Genomic DNA, 20,009 nt, shown 5'->3' with positions numbered 1-20,009 from the left:
GGAGTCGCTTTCAATTTCAGATATAGTGAAGTTGTTATCGGACGCAATCTGAACAAGAATTTCTTTTAGTCTTACGGCGATTTCTTCCACAAGTATCTTGTGTCGGTACTTTACGCACCATACGATGTGGTACTGAATGGCATAGACGTAACCACGACCACGCTTTATTTCTGACACATAATCACCTCTAATTACAGGATAACCTATGTCAGCGTTGTTCACCTATAGAAACCTTGACATTAAAGGGATTGTTGTAATAGTCACCTAAACATATATCGGAAAGTTAACGTGGCATAAGCCACGCCCTATCCGATGTTTTCTAACTCATGACTGAAGTCACGAGTTTGCGAAAACTATGCATCAAAGGGGTCCCGAATCCGAAACAGAAAAGGATCTTTTCGAATATCCTCTTCAGTTACGTCATTGTCATCATCATCGTAGGGCTGGATGCCGAGTCCTCGAATGTAATCATACGCTTCTTTCATGCTTCCGAATACGGTGCGATCGTCTGAGGAGCCTTGGTAAGTTTCGTTCCTTCCCAATAATTTACTATACCACTCTACTGCTTTAGGCATATCCGTCACATGGATGAAAACGGAATTCACTTGGTTTAGCAGCGGATTGCTTGTCGATAAGGCTTTCATTCATTTTTATCACTCCAATATAATAGTTTACCGGAAAAGTTCATTGTTTCTCATCCGTCAAGTACGCATCTTTCCTATGATGAACAGTGAACACCTTTCCGTCCCCGTCCTGTTGAGATACTCGCTTAAAATCAACAGTCTTATCTGTAATAACGAAAAATGATGGTCATTCGATACGGGAGGGCAAAACTTTTTTTCAGTATTAATTACACATAACGGGCCTACGGGATCTCGAAAATGAAATTAAGGTGCATCTTCGTTCCAACTGCAAACTATTTGATCAACGTTTCCTTAATTTCAGTTGAAATTAATAAATGCCGGCCCTATGTGCAGCCGGCATTTCATTATTCAGTTCAATAAAAGTGCTGGTTTTGCTCTGAAGTGAGTTCCTCACTCGAAAACGCGCAGGTACATATGCCGCCCCGCTCTACAACCCCAGCTTGTGGCCCTTTTCCAAACGCACGATCTGCTTCTCGCCTTCGTCGGCGAGCGTCCGGAATTGATCGATCGTTTGACGCATTCTGGGCAGCGCCTCCTGCTTGTAAACGCTGATGGAATCAAGCGCAGATAACACGTCGGCAAACGCCTGCTTCAGCGTATCGACGGAAATGTTCGCCTCCATCGATTGCTTCTGGATCGCAGCTCCCTGATTTTTCAGCATACGGGACGTGCCGGCGATCAGTTCGTTTGTCGTCTGATTCAACAGTTCTATCTTCTTTAGTACGATTTTCTGATTGTAAAGCGCGCTCGCAACTGTTACGGAAATTTTCAGCGCCGAAATCGTGACATTTTTGGCCCGGTCGACCCCTCGGATCAGCTCCTTGTTATTCCGGATGACCACCTCGATGGCCATAATGCCCTGCTGGTTGACGACCAGCATCTGTTGCAGGTCCATCACCCGCTGGCGCAGCGGGAACAGCACTTCTTCGGTGATGAAGCGGATTTTGTCCGGGTCTTCGTTTTGCCGCTTGGCTGTTTCGATTTGCGCTTCGATCGATTCATCCATCAAAGCCCCGAGCTGAATTTCCTTCTGCAGCTTTTTGGTTAGATCCCGAAGCGTCTGCTGCTCGATCTCCAGCGTAGTGTTATCATTTTTGAGGATAGTCTTGCCCTTATCGAGCGATATCACAATATCGGCTATGACCGAATCGGCTTTCTGGTATTTCAGGAAATACGCACGCAGCGGATTAAACAACTTGCCCAGAAATCCGGTCTTGGCAAAATCGATCAGGCTCGGGTCGAGATCCTTCAGCTGGATATGCAGCTCCGTCAAGCCTTGGGCGACTTGGCCGCCCTCATCTCCTATTTTGGACAAATTTCCGACGGATATTTGAAGCAGCGCATTTTTCTCCGAAGACGCCTTCATCGAGTTCATGCCGAACGATTCGATCGAGACGAGAATCTCCCTGCGCTTCTCCAGCGATTCGACATCAAGCGCCATGATCGCCGCAACGTTGGCAACCGCCAGTTCTTTCAGCTTCGCTACTTCTTCGGGTACCGGCTGTACCTCTTGCTCGATTACGGCCTTAATTTCTTCCGGACTAGCGACTTCCATTGAAAACGACATCGTATTCCTCCCCCGGTATAGTAGACGGTTCGCCACAAGTTACATCTGCACATTAAACAGGTTTCCGATCTTGTATATAACGTCGTCGGTGTCCGCATTGATGCTGGCCGCCTCGTTGATGCTCGAGATGCTTTGCAGCGCCTTAATATTGGCATTGTAGCCGACGGTGTAGATCGGCACTCCGTATCCTTCGATCAGACCTTTGATATCTTTCAACGAATAGCCTTCATTCGTCTCGCCGTCGCTCAGCACGAAAATGATCGGCTTCACATTCGGATCTTCGGCCATCTTGTCCTGCAGCATCTTCATCGCCACGACAATCGCATCGAACGTAGCCGTCCCCCCGCTCGCCTGGAGACTGTTTACCGCCCCGACGAACATCGATTGCTGATTCGTATCGTACTTGCCGATCGGAAGCCGGACGGAAACGTCACTGGAGTACGAGATAAGCCCGATGCTATTTTCTCTGCCCAAATATTTCTGACCCTTCAACAGCGATTCCTTCAATCGGTTCAGCGGCTCGCCCGCCATGCTGCCGGATACGTCGGCGACGAACACCGCGGCGATCGGCTTGCCTACGTTTTTCTTTTCTTTCCACAGCTTCTGGGCCGCCGACAGCAGGCTGCCGTCTACCGCGGCCATCTCCGGCTTGTAGTCGTCGAGACTATTAAAGCCTTTGTCCTTCGCGGATTTCTGGTACTTCTCCTGCGTGACGAACTCGGCAAATTTCTGAATAATGTCCAGCTTCTCCTGCGGCAGATCGCCCAGCGCATACAGCGGACTGTCATGCCGGACGCCGAAAGGCGTAAATACGTAGCCGCCCTTCAGATCAGCCGCGTTGACGTACGTTTGGTATTCCAGCACGAACCCGTCCAACGCGCCGGATTTGGCCGCATCGCGCATCTGTATCGTCGTCGACGCGATGAAGGGCACGTTCGCCTGGAACTTCTCAAACCCTTGCACGGCTTTGTCGCCGAGCAGATTGGAACTGTCGAACGTGTTCAGCGCCGTTACGAGAAAGTTCAGTCCGGTCGAGCTTGCGAACGGATCGGTGTAGCCCATCGAAAATTCGTTGTCCGCAATCGCCTCCGTTACAGTTTTGACGTTGATCGCCCCGTACGTGCCCATAAGGGCGTCGTATTTGGACTTGGCAATTACGATCCCCGGCACATTGCCGACTAGGCGGTCCGTTACCTTTTGGACTTTGAGTCCGCTCGCTTTCACCATCTCGCCCCACAGCTCATTGGAAGGCGTGAAGGCGTCCGGCACGTACTTGCCCGATTTGATATAGTCCGTTGCCGTCCCGGAGGCGATATTGCGCACTTTAACCGATACGGGCTTGCCGCCCACCATGATATTCGCTTTGTTGAACTCCGCCGCCACGTCGGTCAGCCACCCGTCCACCCCGGTGCCCGACTTTTCCGTCGAGGAGAAGATTTCCACGAACTGGTTCGTCGAATTGTTTACCGTGACGGGGAACTTCGAGATGTCCGGCAGCGACCCGGCAACATCGATCGGGTTCAAGTCGATTTGCCCTTTTACGGTAGGCTCGGTCTTGACCTCAATATTGGCGTATAGCTTGCTCAACTGCTTGGCCGCGTCTTCGAGCGTAACCTGGGCTTTGGATTTGCCAAGATTGGAAGTCAGATTGACTCCTACATAGACAAGGCCGAACACGACCGCCAGGATCAGGAGCGCGCTCAAGTAAAACTTGTTTTTTTTCTTTGCCAATCCAGCACCTTCTCACTGTTTATAATATTTGGTTTGCTTGATTAATGAGTCGATCTCCTGCATGCAAGGCATATTCTCGATGTCGCCCGGCTCGAAGCTGTCCAGGCGGGATATTTCCAGCAGCAGCTTATCCAGCTTTAATAAAATTTCCTCGTTATTGTCCAGCGAGTATTTCAGGAACGACAAAAATTCGTTGTATAAATTCGTTTTTTCCTGAAGCAGCTGCTTGGAATAACGCGTCGTTTTCTGTGTCATAACGGTTGCAAAATCCGCTTCGTCGAACACATGGAGCCGGTTCAATACGCTTCTCACATTCAGGTAAAACAGCTTTTCGACCTCGCGGATGACGGAAGCGAACTTTTGGTAGCTGAGCTCACTCGATTCGAACCGCTGGTTCAGGACGTCCAGAAGCGTTTCTTTCTTTTTCCTGATCTTCTCCAACTGCTCCAGGGCGAACCGGATATCGCCCTCAAGCGGTTTGATGCGCACGTAGCGGGTTAATGCTTCCGCATAGTCCTCGTGCGTACGGATCTGCTTGACCGGTATCGCTTCGGGCTGCCGGGCCAGCAGTACGTAGCTCCCGTACAGCAGCGCCAAAGCGCTGGCCACCAGCAAGGTGACTCCGGAAGCGGTGGCGAGAGCGCTTCCGCCGATCGCAAGGCCTGCGAATCCGGGGGAAAATACAACAATATTGAGAACAGCCACGCCCGCAATCAGTCCGATTAGTTTTATGTATTTGCTCCCAGTCAATCGTTACACCCCCTTTACCCCTTCAAGAAACGTCCGCGCCTGAACCTGACACAGGGCAAAGCCGGAGTGCCGCCAAAAGGATAGAACTTATGGAGAACATTCGACATTTTCCCTCATTTTCCTTTTTCAGCGGCCCTTGTTTCACTATACGTTAAAAAAGCTTGGCAGTTTCGCCAAGCTTTTTTATGCGCTGTATCGATGGTATGGCAAATAAGATTACTTATAGTTTCACGCTCGTTCAGCTACAAGATTTCGATATATCCGTCTGTTCCGTGCACGCGTATTCGCTGCCCGTCTTTGATTAGCCGGGTCGCATTGTCCACGCCGACGACGGCCGGTATGCCATATTCACGTGCGATTACGGCCCCATGGGTCATGAGCCCGCCCACTTCGGTGACCAGGCCCTTTATCGATACAAACAAAGTTGTCCAGCTGGGGTCGGTAAAGGAGGTAACCAGTATATCTTCATCTCCCAGATCGGCGTTTTCCATGTTTAAGATCACGCGTGCCCGCCCCTCTATAACTCCGGAAGAAACAGGCAGACCCGCAATAGCTCCGGATGGTAGATCTTCCAGGTTATACTTTCCAGCAATAATCTCGCCATCAGAGGTGATCACACGCGGCGGAGTTAGTTTTACATATAAGTTGTACTCGTCTTTTCGTTTGCGGATGATCCGGTAATCCAGTTTACTTGTACATACAGTTTCATGAAGTTCTTCAAACGTAAGATCAAATATATCTTCTTTTTCCTCGATAACGCCGGCTTGTACGAGACGTTCGGCTTCTCTCAGCAAAGCCTGCTTGTATATGAAATAGCGATTAACCATCCCGTATTTGGGATATTCCCGGTACCCGATGAAATTCCGGATCAGGTCGATCCTTTTTTTGGTTTCTGTCGCTTTTTGTTCACCATCCGGCAGTTGCCTCAACCGTTCCAATACCTCTTGTTCTTTTTTCAAAGCTTCCTGTCGTCCTTGCTCGAATTTCCGTCTGCTCGCATTAGGCTCGAAGTTTTTGATGTTACCGAGAATCAGGGGGACCAGGGTAATGGGTTTTTCGCTCCAACGCGTTTTTGAAATATCGATTTCACCGCTGCATCGCATGCCGTATTTGCTCAGATAATCGCAGATAGCCTCCCGGGTTTCCGGTCCACCATCGAGCTTCACTAGCTCATCCAGAAAGTGATCTTCTTTTGCATGCTGTAAATAATGGATGACTTCCGGATAAGGACGAATCACATCTGCGACATCCAAAAGCGCCAGACCCATTTCCGAAGTAATATTGCCTGGCACAGATTGAGAAAGCGGATCGGCTGTGTTTTTTTCACCTAACCACTCGTTCAAGTTTTCATTGATCCATGAAGAAGCATTCATAGCAGCCATAATGACAGCCGTACTTTGCGGATCGAATAAAATCTTCTTAAGCTGCTGGAGATCATCCAAAATAAATTCAAATAAATCGGGTCCTGATTTCGTTTGGATGTTTTGTTTCAACTTTTCAATCGATGACTGGCTGCGCTGAATCAGAACAGAAACGATTGTCGGATCGTTTTCGATTTGTGGTTGAGAAGCCCAGGCCGGAACAGCTTGATTACTTTTAGCGGGGCCTTGCTGTCCGGTGTCGTCCGGTGACGATTTTATAAAACCTTCTCGCCCGATTATGGTCGTAAGTGCCTGTTTTATGAGCGGATCGGATTGCCCCAGTGTATTTACCAGGGCATCCCTGGAGGCGGGGGAAGCCAGCATCGGTGTAACGTCCACAAACAACCTTCCACCGGCTGTACGCATAAGCGCACGAGTTGTTAGCAGGTAAAAGGACAATCCCAGCGGTTTCATGGCATCTGTCATCATTTGTTGGTGACCTACCGATAAATAAACGTGATTTTCCTCATCATCCGTTTCGGGGATCGGGTATAAAGTCGTAATGGGCCGGCTTTGGACGATATAAAATGTATCATAAGCCAAACACCATTCGATGTCTTGCGGGCAGCCCAACCGAGCTTCGATCTGTCTTCCGATGCGTGCCAATTGTAAAATTTGCGGATCAGTAAGTGTTTGTTCATTCTGCCGGTCCGGATCGATCTGCCGGGTCTCTGTTCCGCCTTCTTTGCGTCCATAAATAGCCAATTTCTTGGCCGCTATCCTTTTATCGACGATTTCTCCTTCCTGTACTTGATAACAATCGGCAGATACCAAGCCGGAGACCAGTGCTTCACCAAGCCCGAATCCGGCATCGATGGATAGCCGTTTCCGGTTAGAGGTAACCGGATCAGCGGTAAATAAAATTCCCGAAGCTTGCGGAACAACCATCCTTTGAACGATAACGGCTAAATAAACTTGCCTGTGGTCAAACCCGTTCTGCATACGGTAAATTACGGCGCGGTCCGTATACAGGGAAGCCCAGCATTTGCTGATATGGTGCAAGATCGCTTCTATGCCGATGATATTTAAATAGGTGTCTTGTTGTCCGGCAAAAGAGGCATGCGGTAAATCTTCAGCCGTCGCACTGGAACGCACGGCATAAGCATGTTCATCGCCAAACCGGGAGAGACAGGAAGTCACCGTTTCCGCAACATCGGCGGGAATTTCGGCTTCCCTAATGATTTGTCGGATTTTCCCGCTGATTTCACCAATCTGATCCCGATCCTCTACTTTTAGCTGGGTGAGTCGATCCAGCAACGCCTGGTACGTTTCGTTATGTTCGATAGCTTTTCGGTAGCCTTCAGTTGTAATGCAAAATCCTTCCGGTACAAGCACTCCTTCCATTTTGGATAATTCGCCTAGATTCAGTCCTTTTCCGCCGACTAGCGAAAGCTGCGTGTTTCCGATTTCCTGGATTCCGAGAACTAACGAACTCATTCAGCATCTCTCCTGACCCATTAAATTGAGTAAAAAACATTTGACAAGAGTTCACCGGCGTGGTACGATTAGAGTGTAAGATAAGATAATTGTGTTTAAAAAACAACGAAAAAGTTGTGAACTGATTATAACATTGTGTTTGTTTATGTGCAATAGTAAAGAACCTGGAGAACCTGCCCAGGTTCTTTTTTGTTGGTTACGTTTGTTACATAAGGCTTTCTGCAGACAGCGTGCAACCAGCCGTCGAGATCCGGACCATACCGATCGCCCGCTGCAGCTTTATATGCTAAGGATCGGCTGTTCCTCGCTCTGTTTTGGCAGCTATACTCCCTGTCCCTCATTGATGTAAAATAATCTTGACACTTGATCGAACTTTAATTACATTATGTATAGTACTCTTTACATTGTGTTAATTATTGTTAAATTAGGAGGTCTCTATGTCCTATCAAGAAAAGAAAATTATGGTGTCCATGATCAGCAGTATTCTCATCTTCACCCTCTACACGTTATACGCGATTCAACATGCCGAGGCAGGCAGCATCACTTCGGCCAGCGACTTTCGTTTTTGGGGCTCCTTCATTCTGGTGCTGCTCCCGGTGTCGATTGCAGCTAAGATTATCATTCATATCGGGTTTGTTATCTTTAATAAGATCGCCACGAACGAAGACGAGCCTTCTTTCGAAGACGAGTTTGATAAGATCATCGAGTTGAAGGCAGACCGGATATCGCTTTATGTATTTTTCTTCGGGTTTATACTCTCCATGATTCCGCTCGTTACTGAACTTCCGACTTATATAACGTTTCTTGTGCTGATTTTCTTCGGTTTCTTGTCCGATCTGATGGGACGTATCGCTCAATTGCACTTTTACAGAAAAGGAGTTTGACATGGGAAAGGATGCGATCAGCAACCAGTTGCGAAATCTTCGCTTTCATCATAACGAGATGACCCAGCAGCAATTAGCAGATAAGGCCGGGGTCACCCGACAAACGATCGTTGCGATCGAGAAAGGAAATTATTCCCCTTCCCTGGAGCTGGCTTTTCGTATCGCGCGTGTTTTCGGAAAGTCCATCGAAGAGGTCTTTCAATATGAGGATAAGCAGTAAACCGCGGGCTAACATAAAACCTCTTCATCCGCACGTCCCGCGAACATCCGCCAAGGATCAGTAGAAAAAGGAGGTTTTATATGCCAAGCAAGCATTCACATTCAGGTGGAAGATTGGCAGCAGGACTTGCCGGGGTGTTATTCATAACCGGGTTGGTTACGGGGATATTAAGCGTGGTTCCTGTAATAGACGGACCCGACTACCTTACCCTAGCTTCTGCAAATGAAAACCAGGTGCAGCTGGGAGCGATTTTCCAACTGGTAATGGTTGTTGCCTATGTGGGTATTCCGATTGCGATGTATCCGATATTTAGTAAGCATAATAAAGGGTTGGCGCTTGGTTCTGTCGCTTTCGGCATCATCTCGGGTGTGTTCCTGATACTGGGTGTACTCCTTCTTCTGTTGTTACTGACAGTAAGCCACGAATTTGCAAAAGTTGGAGCTCTGAGCGGTTCCACCATCCAAACCGTAGGCGAATTATTAAGGACAGGACGCGATTTGGTGAACCATGTGGCAACGACGCTGTCATTTGTTGTAGCTTTGTTCATATTAAACGGCCTGTTGTACCAAACAAAATGGGTTCCACGCTGGTTGTCGGCCTCCGGCCTTATCGGATCCGCTCTGTCCATACTGGCCAGCTTATTATTCATGATTCGCTTCATAGGTCTGGATGCAATCTACATGATGTTGAACCTGCCGATCGCCTTGCAACAATTCATTTTGGCGATATGGCTAATCCTAATAGCTTTCAACCGGGAGAAGCCGGACTCGGAATCCATACTGAGATGAATGCTTCGGATAAGCGACGTTGTTTTGGATTTTGGCTGCGGGACTGGACGGATCAACAAATATTCCGCTGTTAGCCAAGTTAATACTTTCCCAGTGCAATAAAAAAACTGCCGAAACCTAACATTTCGGCAGTTTTTTTGGGCATAGTTCGACATAATTTTTCATTACAAAGCAGCCTGCTCTACCGGGGCAAATCGCGGATTTTGCCGGAACGATTCAGGCTGATTGCCTATACCGGGTTCAGTGCAATAATAAATCCACTCGCCTGTTGGTCAAGAGCCTCTGCAGCCGTGGCGGATATCAGATTCTGAGCACGAACGGAAGGATCATTGATGAAACGGATAAAGTCCTCCATGTAAGCAACGGCCTGTTGTTTCGCCCCTTGACTCAAGAGCAGTTGAATGATATCCAGACGATACTTCAGATTGACGGCAAAACCGGACTGAATTTCGTTTTCCTCCGAATAGCGTCCCACGGACAGCAGCATCCCATTTACTTGTACCGGTTCAATCGTTACTTTTATCGTAGCTGGAAGCGAGTATTCATGACCGTCATAGGCACGAAAAGTCACGGTATCCATGCCCGTCTGCCCTGCATGAGGCGAATAACTGAACGTTCCGTTGCCAGAATCAGTTACGATTGCTGTTCCTTTCTGACCATTCTCCACGAGACTATACGTTAATGGATCCCCATCGGCATCCGCAGCCGGTAACGTCCCCGTCACTGCTGTGTACACCTGAGTGGTCACCGTCAGATCACGTGTTACAGGCGCTGAATTGGCACCGATAACAGGCGCTTCCGCTACAATCAGATTCGTGACCAAATCTGCAGGGTAAGCAAAATGATGCCATTTCTCAAGATCGATTTTATCGCCGAGTTTATTCAGAGTATTGCTTCCGCTCCAGTTGTTAAACACGTAAATACCATCTGCACCAGCCTGATACGCCTCGTAAGCTCTTAGCCGATATTGCAATTCGTTCATTGCCGTATTATTCCGGTTGACAGGAATACCTTGCTTGATCAGGTCCTCTTCCGCTTTCGTCAAGTCATGCCCGCTTAATGAATGCGTTGTGGCAATAAACAATTGGACATTAGACCCCTCTACAGCGTCGACGAATGGAGCGATATCAAAAAATTCTTCATGACTGAGGGTTGTAGGGATGATCATATCGACCAAATCTTCGGCGATCCAGGCATCAATATCCAACCCGTATTGTTTATATCCATTATAAGGGAATCGTACCGTGATCTGTTTTGTCGGCAAGGCTAGTCGAAGGTCACGCAGCATCTGCGTAACCACCTCGGCTTTGTAGTCGTCCCAACGTTCCAACCCAGCAACGGTTGTTTCATCTTTCGGCTCAATTCCATACTCCGTCAGATAAGCATTGCTTAGTTCCGATTGATAACCGAAAAGATACGGATACCTTCCAAAGTCGAGGTTGATTCCGTCCACTCCAGGGAAGGCGGCTGCCTCCAGCAGGACATTTTTGATATACTCCCGGACGATGAGATTCCCGTAATCAACTCTGAAATTCACGGTTCCATTCTTATCCACGATACGATAGGGAAGCATTTGATTGTCATAGACGGCACCGTTTAAGTATCCGTTTACCGCAGGATTATAGACAGCGTTCATTCGCAGGGAAGCATTCGTCTTGATGCCTAATTGGTACGCTTTCTCGGCTACGATCTGCAGCGGTGATCGGCCGCTGGCGTTGATCGCCGTAACTTGTTGCCGTGCCAGCTTATCCCCGTCCCTCATTTGACTCTCATAGGCTTCCGATCCGGCAAATGGAATCCCTGCATATTGACTGATATGATTTAACGTAAAGGTAGTCATCAACTGCCAGTCAATCTGCCTGACATCCTTGCCTGCGTATATCTCGACCGCTTTTTCCTCCAGCTTGCTTACCGTGGGATAAAATCCCTGATAGAAATGACTGAATCCATCATTGTTGTAGATGGTCCGTTTGCCGGCGGCACCTTCGTTGGGCGAGTCATACAACGACAACTCTTCCTCTGTTAGGCTTCTAAGCTTCAAATAAGTGATGAAAGCCTGTTGATCCGGCAGCGGAGTAATCTGTATACGTTCTCCATCAAATAAACCGGCAAATAGAAATTGCTCTTCGATCGCCTTGAGACCGTAAGTTGTTCCGGTTACGGTCGTGGTCCCTGCAACCTGTTCGCTTGCTTCCCCTCCATAAGAAACCTGGAACCCGCCGGCCTTGGCTACATAGCCGACATAAACAGCATACCGCCCTTGGAGCTCCAGCGGCAATTCCAACGAATGGGCGCCCGGTTCGTTCCCGATCCACATTTCGTCCTCATTACTGCCCAGATAACGATATTTCCCCGTCTTCCATCCGGCATTTGTCGCCTGTTGTCCTTGGTTGTCTTCCAACCAGAGCATGTCGTTGTACAGGTATACACTGCCCGGTACAGATACCAGTGCACCACCGGGGGTTACCTTATGAACCGAAGGATATACATAGAAGTCGCTCGTTAATTCATTCAATTTGCGATTTTTATAATACAGCTCTGCTGCAGCTGTCATGACTCCCGACTGTCCCCCAGGTGCAAGCGGAATCTGGAAACGGGGAGAAGAAATGATCTCGCTATGCTGAGCAACGATTTGATCGTCTTGCACCAGCTTCGTCCTGATCTCCAGCTCACCTCCGGTCAACCATTGGGGAGGAATCTCTTCCAATCCTCCTCCCAGTATCACTTCCTGCGAGTCGGAATACGGGAGCACCGATAGCCCTTTAATTCGCGGTTCGGCCTGCGCCCACTCCGGTAATTCTCCAACCGTCATCTTCAGATTATCCAGATAAACCTCGTTATGACCGGACACGCTATTCATCGAAGCATTGATGATTTTGAGCGAGTCCGCACCGCTTGAAACAGGATTAGCTACCTTAAAGGAAACGATCTTCATCTCGTCCATGGAGAGAAACAGTTTTCCACTGCCATCGTAAGCAATCCCCCACCGGTGATAGAGTCCATCGTCAGGTATTAAATGTTCATAATCCGCAACCAGAATGCTGCTGGACTTGACCAGCACCTTATCTCGCTGGAGGGTTAACTTGGCCGTCCTCCCCGCTGCTTTCACTTCAAAGCTTACTCCCCTGATAATCCCTAATGATGGAGCCTCATCCACTTCAATCAGATCTGCGATCCGAGCATCAAATTCCAACAGCCAAGGGCCAGCGCCGATCGGAAATACTTTGGTCATAAACGTGTACTTGTTATTCGCTGCAGCGACTTCATCTCCGTAGATCAAATATTGGCCTTCAGGGACAGGCTTCATCGTTACACCTCCAGGATTTGCCAAGGAACCGGCATGGTCTGTGATATAAGTTCCGTCGCTGGCACTCGTAACCGACCATCCGGACCCTGCCAGTTGAGAAGCATCGTCATCGAGAATCACCGCCGCAGCTGCAGCGCTTTCTTGCGTTGCCAGCGTGAATCCATTCCATTTCAATGGAAAGAACGAGATCAGTACAAGAAGAGATAGCATTATGAACATTTTGCGATTCTTGAAAATGAAAGCTTTTAAACGAAGCTTTCTCCACGATACGTTCACAAAAACACACCTCCATCGATGAAAGATTCGTTTACTTCCGATTTTCTTCTATATACTTGTTTACTTCTTCTTCAGCTTGACGCAATGCGGTATTGATATCGGTTTTGCCGTCCCGCACGTTATGCACATGTTTGGGTATGATGATTGCCGCTGCCTGATTCGTATACTGATCATACGTTGCTGCAGGAGCGTATTTCAACGGACTCATTGCGCTTATATTTTTACCATTAAACAGTTCGGCGTTCTGACCAAAAGCCGCTTTAATCTCGCTGCTTTTCAGAGGAGTCGTATAGGCATTCTTGGAGCGTTCCATCTGGAATGAATCCGATGTAAAAAACTCCATCGCCTGCACAGCCAGGTCCTTATGTTTGCTTGTACTGGATAAATACATATAATCCGGATAAGGCTGCACGCTTATATGGCCTCTTTCCGGCAATACAGGAATCGGTGCCATATCCCATTCGAGGCCTATGTAACGTTTCGGATCATTGTAGCTTGCTCCTAGTCCCATCCACATCGCCAAAGTTCTGTCCTCGAAAAACATTTTAGCTCCATCCGGGGCTAATCCCGGAATATCCGACCTTTCATATTGCTTGAGGTACATCTCGCTTACCTTCTTGCCGAGATCGTTATTGAATATCGCCTTGTTCGTCTTTGGGTCCACATATTCAAGAGAAAAAGGATTCCTTCGGAAAAAAGTAGGATGCATCCGGATGCCATAATATTGTTGGTTGCCATCCATACGCGTCACTTTGTTGGCTAAAGCAAACATCTCATCCCATGTCCATTGATCATGAGGCGGATAAGGAACACCAAATTTATCGAAAATTGTTTTATTATATAAGATTTGCGTTGGACTATCCTGCAGAGGCAGCCCGACCAGTTTCCCCTCGCCCAACTTCCGGTTCATATCAATAAATTCAGGGGTAAACCGGTTCAAATCCACTTTCGCTTGCTTGAGAAACGGTTCAATATCCGAGGAAAACTCATACGGTTTCAGATAAAGGAGATAACTCGCATTGGCGGCAAGAATCACATCAATCGGCTGTTTAGCGGCAATGAGGCCCTCCATGACCTTCGTGCTGATCCCAGTAAGTTTAACCGTTTTAGGAATAATATGAGGGTACTTTTTTTGCAGAGGCTCGCCAAATTCTTTCATAAACGTTTCCTCATCCCACCAATACGTACTGGTGCTCAGAAAATATACCTCTGTCGGCTCTTGGGAAACTACCGTTGTCTTCAACTCTTCCTCACCAGACTTCCTTTCTCCGCATGCAGCAAGTAAACCAATGGACGAGATCATGACGCAACCCAACACAAGCGATTTACTTCGGATTGACATTGCAATTCCCCTTTTCACAAAAAAATAAATGAGTTACTTCCCAATACCGATGGCAATGCATTGACTACATAGAACCCCATTTCGGCGGCAGCTTTTCTTACACTTTTCAATCTTTGCATGCGCTTACAAAAATCCGGCGTGGCAGCAATTGGATTCAGAATTTTCCCCTCTCCTTATTCATTAAAGTATTTTGACGCACTTCATAATCAATTCGTCTCTTATACCTCAAACCAGTATGGTGGTAATACCATCGTACCGAAAATATACACCGCCATTTACCGAACGTCAACACTTATTTATTTGCTCTGTTGTTGGACAGTGATCGTATCACACTCCTTTCTTCTGCTTCAATTTGTGATATGATCACCATATCAATAGAATTGGAGTGTGCGATATGGATCTGGCCGAGAAAACAACACTGCCGCAAATCGTTTGTGAGCGGATCAAATTATACATTGTGGAACATGAGCTCAAGGCTGGAGATAAGCTTCCTTCCATGAATCAATTGATCGATATGCTGAAGGTCAGTCGTTCCGTCGTCCGAGAAGCGCTGAAAACGCTGGAGACGCTTGGCGTATTGCGGATTAAATCGGGCGGAGGAATATTTTTGGATGTCCCTTCCTTTAAGCCATTTATGGATCAGGTATCCTTCCAATGGAAACATAATGAGCAGAGAATCAAGGAGCTTATCGCTACACGGAGGGTACTGGAGCTCTGTGCTATAGAGATGGCCATCGAGCATTATGATCCCCATCTGCTGGATCAGTTGGAACTGGCAAACAAGCAAATGGAGCTGAGCATTACAAAAAGAAAGCTTCCGGTAGAGGAAGATCTGGCGTTTCACCGGGCACTTTTCAAAGCGACGGGCAACCAGACATTCTTCGAATTAAGCGATGTGGTAAGCGAATTTTTTAACCAAGTTAGGGAGCGGCATTTCGTCGATGTCAAAAATACGATTACCTCCTTCGAGGAGCATAAGCAAATTGTAGAGCAGATCCGAAAAAAGAATGTGGACGAAGCGAAAGCAATCATGAAGAAGCATTTGTTAGTTCTGGATATGCTGATTCCGGACAATACAGATCAGTAATTACCGCGAAGCAAGTCGCCCATGTTAATGAATCTGCTAGGGTAGTCCCTATTCATGCCATTTCTATTATTGACTATTTACTTGAATCAACCGGTGAACGATTACTTGAATCCCAAGGACCACTTGTTTCATCGAACATCGATGTTTAACACGGTTAATTAGTGGCATTAAATAATAGCTCGAATCGGGAGCGAGTAGCGTTACAAAAGAAAAAGAGCTGCCGCAGCAGCTCTCTTCGTCATTTCAAAACGTCTTGTAAAAATCTTTCAAGTGCGGCGACATCCGTAATGTTCTTGTTGCATTCCTGACTGTTCATGCACAAGTAATTACCAACCGCCTTGTAATAATCCGGCGAAGAATGAGCCGGCCTCGATTTGGATACCGCGGTAAATAGCGCAAGCTCATCATGCTTGTTGCATAAAAAGCAGACGCCTTTTTTGTTCGTCGGCGTAAACTTCCCTTCAACCCCTACGATTTGTCCGTTAAGCGGGTACACCAGGAACAATTTCCCCGAAGAAATGCTGATCCATCCGAGGTAGGTCAAATACCGGTAATCTATGGTCAAATCAGGAATCGGCAGCTTTTTATTTTTAGGAAACAATTTTCTGATCTGATTTTCCGTAACTTCCGGAAAATTCGTCATATAGGGTTCCAATAACCGGAGATATTGCTCGCACTCCTCCGCGGTATGAAGCGCTGGAATGTTGCCGAACAGCTCTCTATGGCTCCCTTCCGCATCCGGAAAGAGCTCCATAATCTTCATTTCCGTGTCGGTCCGGACGGATTCTACGACCTTGCGGTCGGAAACGGTTTGGTTCGTGCGCTGCAGATGGCCGATTTGCTTTTTAATAAAATTATACTGATGGTTTCTAATGAATGGTCCGTTCATGACGTACTCAGCCCCTTATCTTTTGATGAAACTAAAGTAAGGTGCAAAGCCCGCGATCAGAAACGATATAAGCTCGGCCTGGGCGATGTGATCCCGATTGTTACGCCCCATGCAAAGAATCGCCCCGATACGCAGGCTTTGCATGAGTTAAGCTAGTCCCGGCAACATGATTTGCCATGGTCTACCACCTCCCGATTAACATAACTACTATGATAATGCCATCAAACGATTTTTTCAAGAAGGTCGCTTATTGGGCAGACCACAAAGATTATCTGATCCGGCCATTAACGCAATCTACCATGTAGTAATCGTCTTCTGTTTCGAAGAGAACGAAACTGTGTAATAAAATGGTAGCTTCTTGGTCTCTACTCCACGTAAAAAGAAACGAATGGGAGGATGAATGATGTGAAGTTCCGTAACAACTCGAGAGCCAAATGGTTGCGCACGATGCTGGCCACCCTGACGCTTGCAGCGGCGGTTCCCGTCTCCACGGCGTTCGCCGACGGACCTGCGGTACAATCCAGAGCAGTGGGTAAAGCGACTGGAGCCGCCCCTGATGTCACGATTATTCGCGCCAAAAGCGATCTGGTCGCTCCGATGGGAGCCGGCGAGTGGGATTACCTCGGTCAGCGCTCGACCGTCTCCTCGCAAAACCCGACCAACTACGTCCACTCCGGCGGCGGCGATTTTAAATTCCAGGTGGTAAGCGGTCCGCGCGGCGGCGCCTGGTATCAGCTGCGGGAATACGATCCGGGGAGCAATGCGGACGAAGTCGTGACCGGCCACGAATTTTTGCTCTATCCGGGTGATACGCTGATCTTTCGGGGGATCGGCGGCTATGTCGACGGCGACAACAAAAAGGCAGAGTTTTACGTGTACGAAAGCTTCAGCGGATCGGCTTCCGTGAAGTATTGGGATTAACTCCACTTAATAGGCTATCGGAAAAGGACCGTCCGGTAACGTTCCGGACGGTCCTTTTCCGTGCAAACCCATACATCTGTGTGTGGAAGGAAACCAGTGCCTTCGCTCCAGCCGGTCGTTGATGAGGTTGTGTGGGAACAATTCGACTTCTAACGAAGCACGTAACTTGCAAATCGATCGCGTTGAGTCTCGCTGAGACGATAAACATACAGGCTGCCTAACCCTATAAGAGTCTCACACACTCCTGGAATAAATTGTGCTCAGACAATAAGAACATACATACTTAAAATGACATCTCCGCTCTAGATCCAAAAAAAGAGAAAGAAGGAAGTGAACGTTTTGAAAATGAATAAGGCGTTGTACACCAAAACATTCTGGGAGCGATACTTTTGGGAGCTTCAGGATGAATTCTCCTATGAATTTCTTGAAGATAACCCTATTCGCTTTCGATTGACCGCACAGGATACGCTGCTTCTCGACCCCGGAGAAGATTTATCTTATATTTCGCTCGGTTATCGATATAAAAAGGAAGAAGAAATAGAAATCGCCTGGGATGACGAAGCCCATTTCCATCCGTATGTTTTGAGATTTAACGAATTACTGGCGATTGTGGAGCGGATCGCGGCCGTACATCAAATCGAAACTTGGATTCCTGCACTGCTTCTAAGAAGATTCGTAGGGATCGAAAGCTTGGCAGAGTTTCAAACGGTTTCGGCTTGGGAGTTCGGTATGCGACAAGCTTCGGGTCTGTTTACCGAGGACGAATTACAGGAATGGCTGGAAAAAAGCAAGCATTTGGATGAAGCCTATTGGAACGGCCGTTCCGGAAAATGGAGCGATCAGGAACCTTACGGATGGGTTTTTGAGGGAGAAGATGCCTATTCCTTGCGCAGCCCGGCAAACGATTCGTTTCCATTTCAGCAATGGAACCGGATGTTGACGGAACTCGGCTGCTTGTAAATACATAGATCCGACATAGCCTAATCGCCTTCAATCGCGGAAGTGCCGGCCGGGCGGATCGGACCGATTTTGCAACGCCTGCCGGTTGCACATTCGCCCTCCCCGCCGTCACCGGTTAGCCCGATCCCACTCGTTCACCTCGCGCTTTATTTCTTCTCCGCCGTAAACGTGCCAATCCCTAACGAATTGGACGAACGAATCCGGCTGCTCGTTGCCGTAGACGATTTTCAGAAACGCTTTCTTCTCCATGTCCTGCAGCGCCGGCCATTTGGCCCGCATCTTCGGTCCGGGAGCGCCCACGAATTCGTCCTTCCGGGCATAGTCGAGCTGCTGATCGCTGACAATGCTGCCTTCCAGAAACAGCTTCGAGCTTGTGGCGGACAGTCTCTTCTCGTACGGCGTATCGATCTTCCCCCGGTAGACGCGCTGTTCGATACTCTCGCTGCGGATGACGCCTGGAGGCGTGCTGCCGAGCGCGACGAGAAGCTGCCGGGAGATTGTGCTCGTTTTCCCGGGAAAATCGTAAAGAACCTCGCCCCCTACCCGCTTGTAGTCGTAATTCTCAGCGAATCCGTGTAAAAAATCCGACGCCGGATCTTCGATCAACGCGCCGTACACTTCGTCGTAGTACCGGAACACGGCGTCCATATGCTCGAAGCCTTGGCGGAACACATAGCTGCCGTACGAGATGTTCGACCCTCTCCGGCCGATTTTGCCGTCCGGTCCTGACGGGAACGGGATCGGCTTGAACACCGGCATGTCCGGCCCTTGCGGCACTTCCGACAGCGGCCAGCCGCCCATCCACCCCGGACCGGAGATGATGCCGGCTTGCCCTTCCGCGAACAGGGAAGACGCACTCTGTTCGTCATAGGTTCCGAAATTCGGGTGAAGATAGCCGCGCCCGTACCATTCGGCAAGCACAGCCAATGCGTCCCGCATGCCTGGCTGAATGGAGCCGTAAGCGAGCGAGCCGTCCGGCATCCGGTTCCACTGATAGGGTTGATCGCCGAAAGCTCCAAATACGAAGCTGGCGTCTCCGATCCAGCCGTTCAGCGAGTTTTTGCCTGCCAGCGCGAGTCCGATCGTGTCGTCCTTGCCGTTGCCGTCCGGGTCCCGGTTCGTAAAGGCGTCCAGCACGGCGGTTAACTCGTTCAGGGTCGTCGGTACAGCAAGTCCGAGCCGGTCGAGCCAATCCTGCCGGACCCATAGGATCGGATCGCCTACCTTCCCGTCGGAAATTTGCGGCAGCCCCCACAGCTTGCCGCCGACCCGCACCGTTTTCCACACGTCCGTATTTAGCGCGTACGCTTCCTTCAGCCGCGGAGAAGCATACCGTTCGAACGACTCGCCGATATCCGCGAAACGTCCGGAAGCGACCAGTTCATCCAGCAGCCGGGGCAAAATGCGATTGTTGAGCAGCAGCACGTCCGGAAGCTCCTCTTCTCCCGTCAGCGCGAGCCGAACCTTCTTCTCAAGCGCCGCCTCGTCCGCCAGCACCCACATGTTGGAGGTGGCGATGCCCAATTTGGCGATCGACCATCGGGAAATCGGATTGTCGTCAATCGTGTCCGGCTCCTTCATCTTGTCGAGATCGCTGTCGCTAAGTACGCGGGCTGTCGTGACGACGATCGGTGACTGCGGCGGATGCTCCGCATCCGAATTCGCAGCCGAAGTCGCCGGCGCCGGTAAGGCCGTCTGTTTCGCCATATAGGCATAAGCACTGGTCACAAGGACCACGGCTAGCAGGCTGCCGATAACGATCGTGCGATTGTGCGCCATTCGAAC

At 48.8% G+C, this 20,009-nt stretch carries 16 protein-coding genes; 6 read left to right on the top strand and 10 right to left on the bottom strand.

Annotated elements, in window-relative coordinates; all coding sequences use genetic code 11:
* The 6 genes from PV433_RS33655 to ppsA form a co-directional block, all read right to left on the bottom strand.
* The coding region (locus PV433_RS33655; RefSeq protein ID WP_332076316.1) for a transposase at positions 1 to 177 on the bottom strand (177 nt) is incomplete at its 3' end.
* A gap of 176 nt (positions 178 to 353) precedes the next feature.
* Complete coding sequence (locus PV433_RS33650; RefSeq protein WP_332076314.1) at positions 354 to 644, bottom strand: VOC family protein; 291 nt, start codon at positions 642 to 644, stop codon at positions 354 to 356.
* Positions 645 to 1,071: 427 nt separating this feature from the next.
* Positions 1,072 to 2,211 (bottom strand): toxic anion resistance protein, encoded by a 1,140-nt coding sequence (locus PV433_RS33645; protein ID WP_332076313.1) that lies wholly within the window; start codon positions 2,209 to 2,211, stop codon positions 1,072 to 1,074.
* Between the two features lie 39 nt (positions 2,212 to 2,250).
* Positions 2,251 to 3,942 carry a vWA domain-containing protein gene (locus tag PV433_RS33640; RefSeq protein WP_332076312.1) on the bottom strand — a complete coding sequence of 564 codons (1,692 nt, stop codon included), beginning with the start codon at positions 3,940 to 3,942 and terminating at the stop codon, positions 2,251 to 2,253.
* Positions 3,943 to 3,954: 12 nt separating this feature from the next.
* On the bottom strand, positions 3,955 to 4,692 hold the full coding sequence (locus PV433_RS33635; RefSeq protein ID WP_332076311.1) for a hypothetical protein: 738 nt from the start codon (positions 4,690 to 4,692) through the stop codon (positions 3,955 to 3,957).
* Between the two features lie 242 nt (positions 4,693 to 4,934).
* Positions 4,935 to 7,550 carry a phosphoenolpyruvate synthase gene (gene ppsA / locus PV433_RS33630; protein WP_332076310.1) on the bottom strand — a complete coding sequence of 872 codons (2,616 nt, stop codon included), beginning with the start codon at positions 7,548 to 7,550 and terminating at the stop codon, positions 4,935 to 4,937.
* 437 nt (positions 7,551 to 7,987) lie between these two features.
* On the opposite strand from ppsA, the gene PV433_RS33625 reads away from it, so the two are divergent.
* From PV433_RS33625 to PV433_RS33615, 3 genes are all read left to right on the top strand, one after another.
* Complete coding sequence (locus PV433_RS33625) at positions 7,988 to 8,434, top strand: hypothetical protein (protein WP_332076309.1); 447 nt, start codon at positions 7,988 to 7,990, stop codon at positions 8,432 to 8,434.
* A gap of 1 nt (position 8,435) precedes the next feature.
* Positions 8,436 to 8,654, top strand: a complete 219-nt coding sequence (locus PV433_RS33620; protein ID WP_190930700.1) for a helix-turn-helix transcriptional regulator — start codon at positions 8,436 to 8,438, stop codon at positions 8,652 to 8,654.
* A gap of 80 nt (positions 8,655 to 8,734) precedes the next feature.
* Positions 8,735 to 9,442, top strand: a complete 708-nt coding sequence (locus PV433_RS33615) for a DUF4386 domain-containing protein (RefSeq protein WP_332076308.1) — start codon at positions 8,735 to 8,737, stop codon at positions 9,440 to 9,442.
* Between the two features lie 229 nt (positions 9,443 to 9,671).
* Here PV433_RS33615 and PV433_RS33610 read toward each other — a convergent pair whose 3' ends face one another.
* Positions 9,672 to 13,025, bottom strand: a complete 3,354-nt coding sequence (locus PV433_RS33610; RefSeq protein WP_332076307.1) for an Ig-like domain-containing protein — start codon at positions 13,023 to 13,025, stop codon at positions 9,672 to 9,674.
* Between the two features lie 31 nt (positions 13,026 to 13,056).
* On the bottom strand, positions 13,057 to 14,367 hold the full coding sequence (locus PV433_RS33605; RefSeq protein ID WP_332076306.1) for an ABC transporter substrate-binding protein: 1,311 nt from the start codon (positions 14,365 to 14,367) through the stop codon (positions 13,057 to 13,059).
* Between the two features lie 394 nt (positions 14,368 to 14,761).
* Between PV433_RS33605 and PV433_RS33600 the strand changes: the two genes are divergently transcribed.
* Positions 14,762 to 15,454, top strand: coding sequence for a FadR/GntR family transcriptional regulator (locus tag PV433_RS33600; RefSeq protein WP_332076305.1), 693 nt, complete (start codon positions 14,762 to 14,764; stop codon positions 15,452 to 15,454).
* A 238-nt stretch (positions 15,455 to 15,692) separates the two neighbouring features.
* Here the strand turns inward: PV433_RS33600 and PV433_RS33595 are convergent, their stop codons facing one another.
* Positions 15,693 to 16,343: a FusB/FusC family EF-G-binding protein gene (locus PV433_RS33595; RefSeq protein ID WP_332076304.1), complete on the bottom strand. Its 651-nt coding sequence runs from the start codon at positions 16,341 to 16,343 to the stop codon at positions 15,693 to 15,695.
* 405 nt (positions 16,344 to 16,748) lie between these two features.
* Here PV433_RS33595 and PV433_RS33590 point away from each other — a divergent pair, with 405 nt between their 5' ends.
* Positions 16,749 to 17,264 (top strand): hypothetical protein, encoded by a 516-nt coding sequence (locus PV433_RS33590; RefSeq protein WP_332076303.1) that lies wholly within the window; start codon positions 16,749 to 16,751, stop codon positions 17,262 to 17,264.
* Positions 17,265 to 17,603: 339 nt separating this feature from the next.
* Positions 17,604 to 18,224 (top strand): hypothetical protein, encoded by a 621-nt coding sequence (locus PV433_RS33585; RefSeq protein WP_332076302.1) that lies wholly within the window; start codon positions 17,604 to 17,606, stop codon positions 18,222 to 18,224.
* Positions 18,225 to 18,332: 108 nt separating this feature from the next.
* Here PV433_RS33585 and PV433_RS33580 read toward each other — a convergent pair whose 3' ends face one another.
* Positions 18,333 to 20,003, bottom strand: a complete 1,671-nt coding sequence (locus tag PV433_RS33580; protein ID WP_332076301.1) for an extracellular solute-binding protein — start codon at positions 20,001 to 20,003, stop codon at positions 18,333 to 18,335.
* Between the last annotated feature and the right edge of the window lie 6 nt (positions 20,004 to 20,009).

Source organism: Paenibacillus sp. GYB004 (assembly GCF_036577605.1).
GTDB classification, from domain to species: domain Bacteria; phylum Bacillota; class Bacilli; order Paenibacillales; family NBRC-103111; genus Paenibacillus_AB; species Paenibacillus_AB oceani.
The sequence above is the reverse complement of the archived record's forward strand: the minus strand, read 5'-3'. Positions and strand labels throughout refer to the sequence as shown.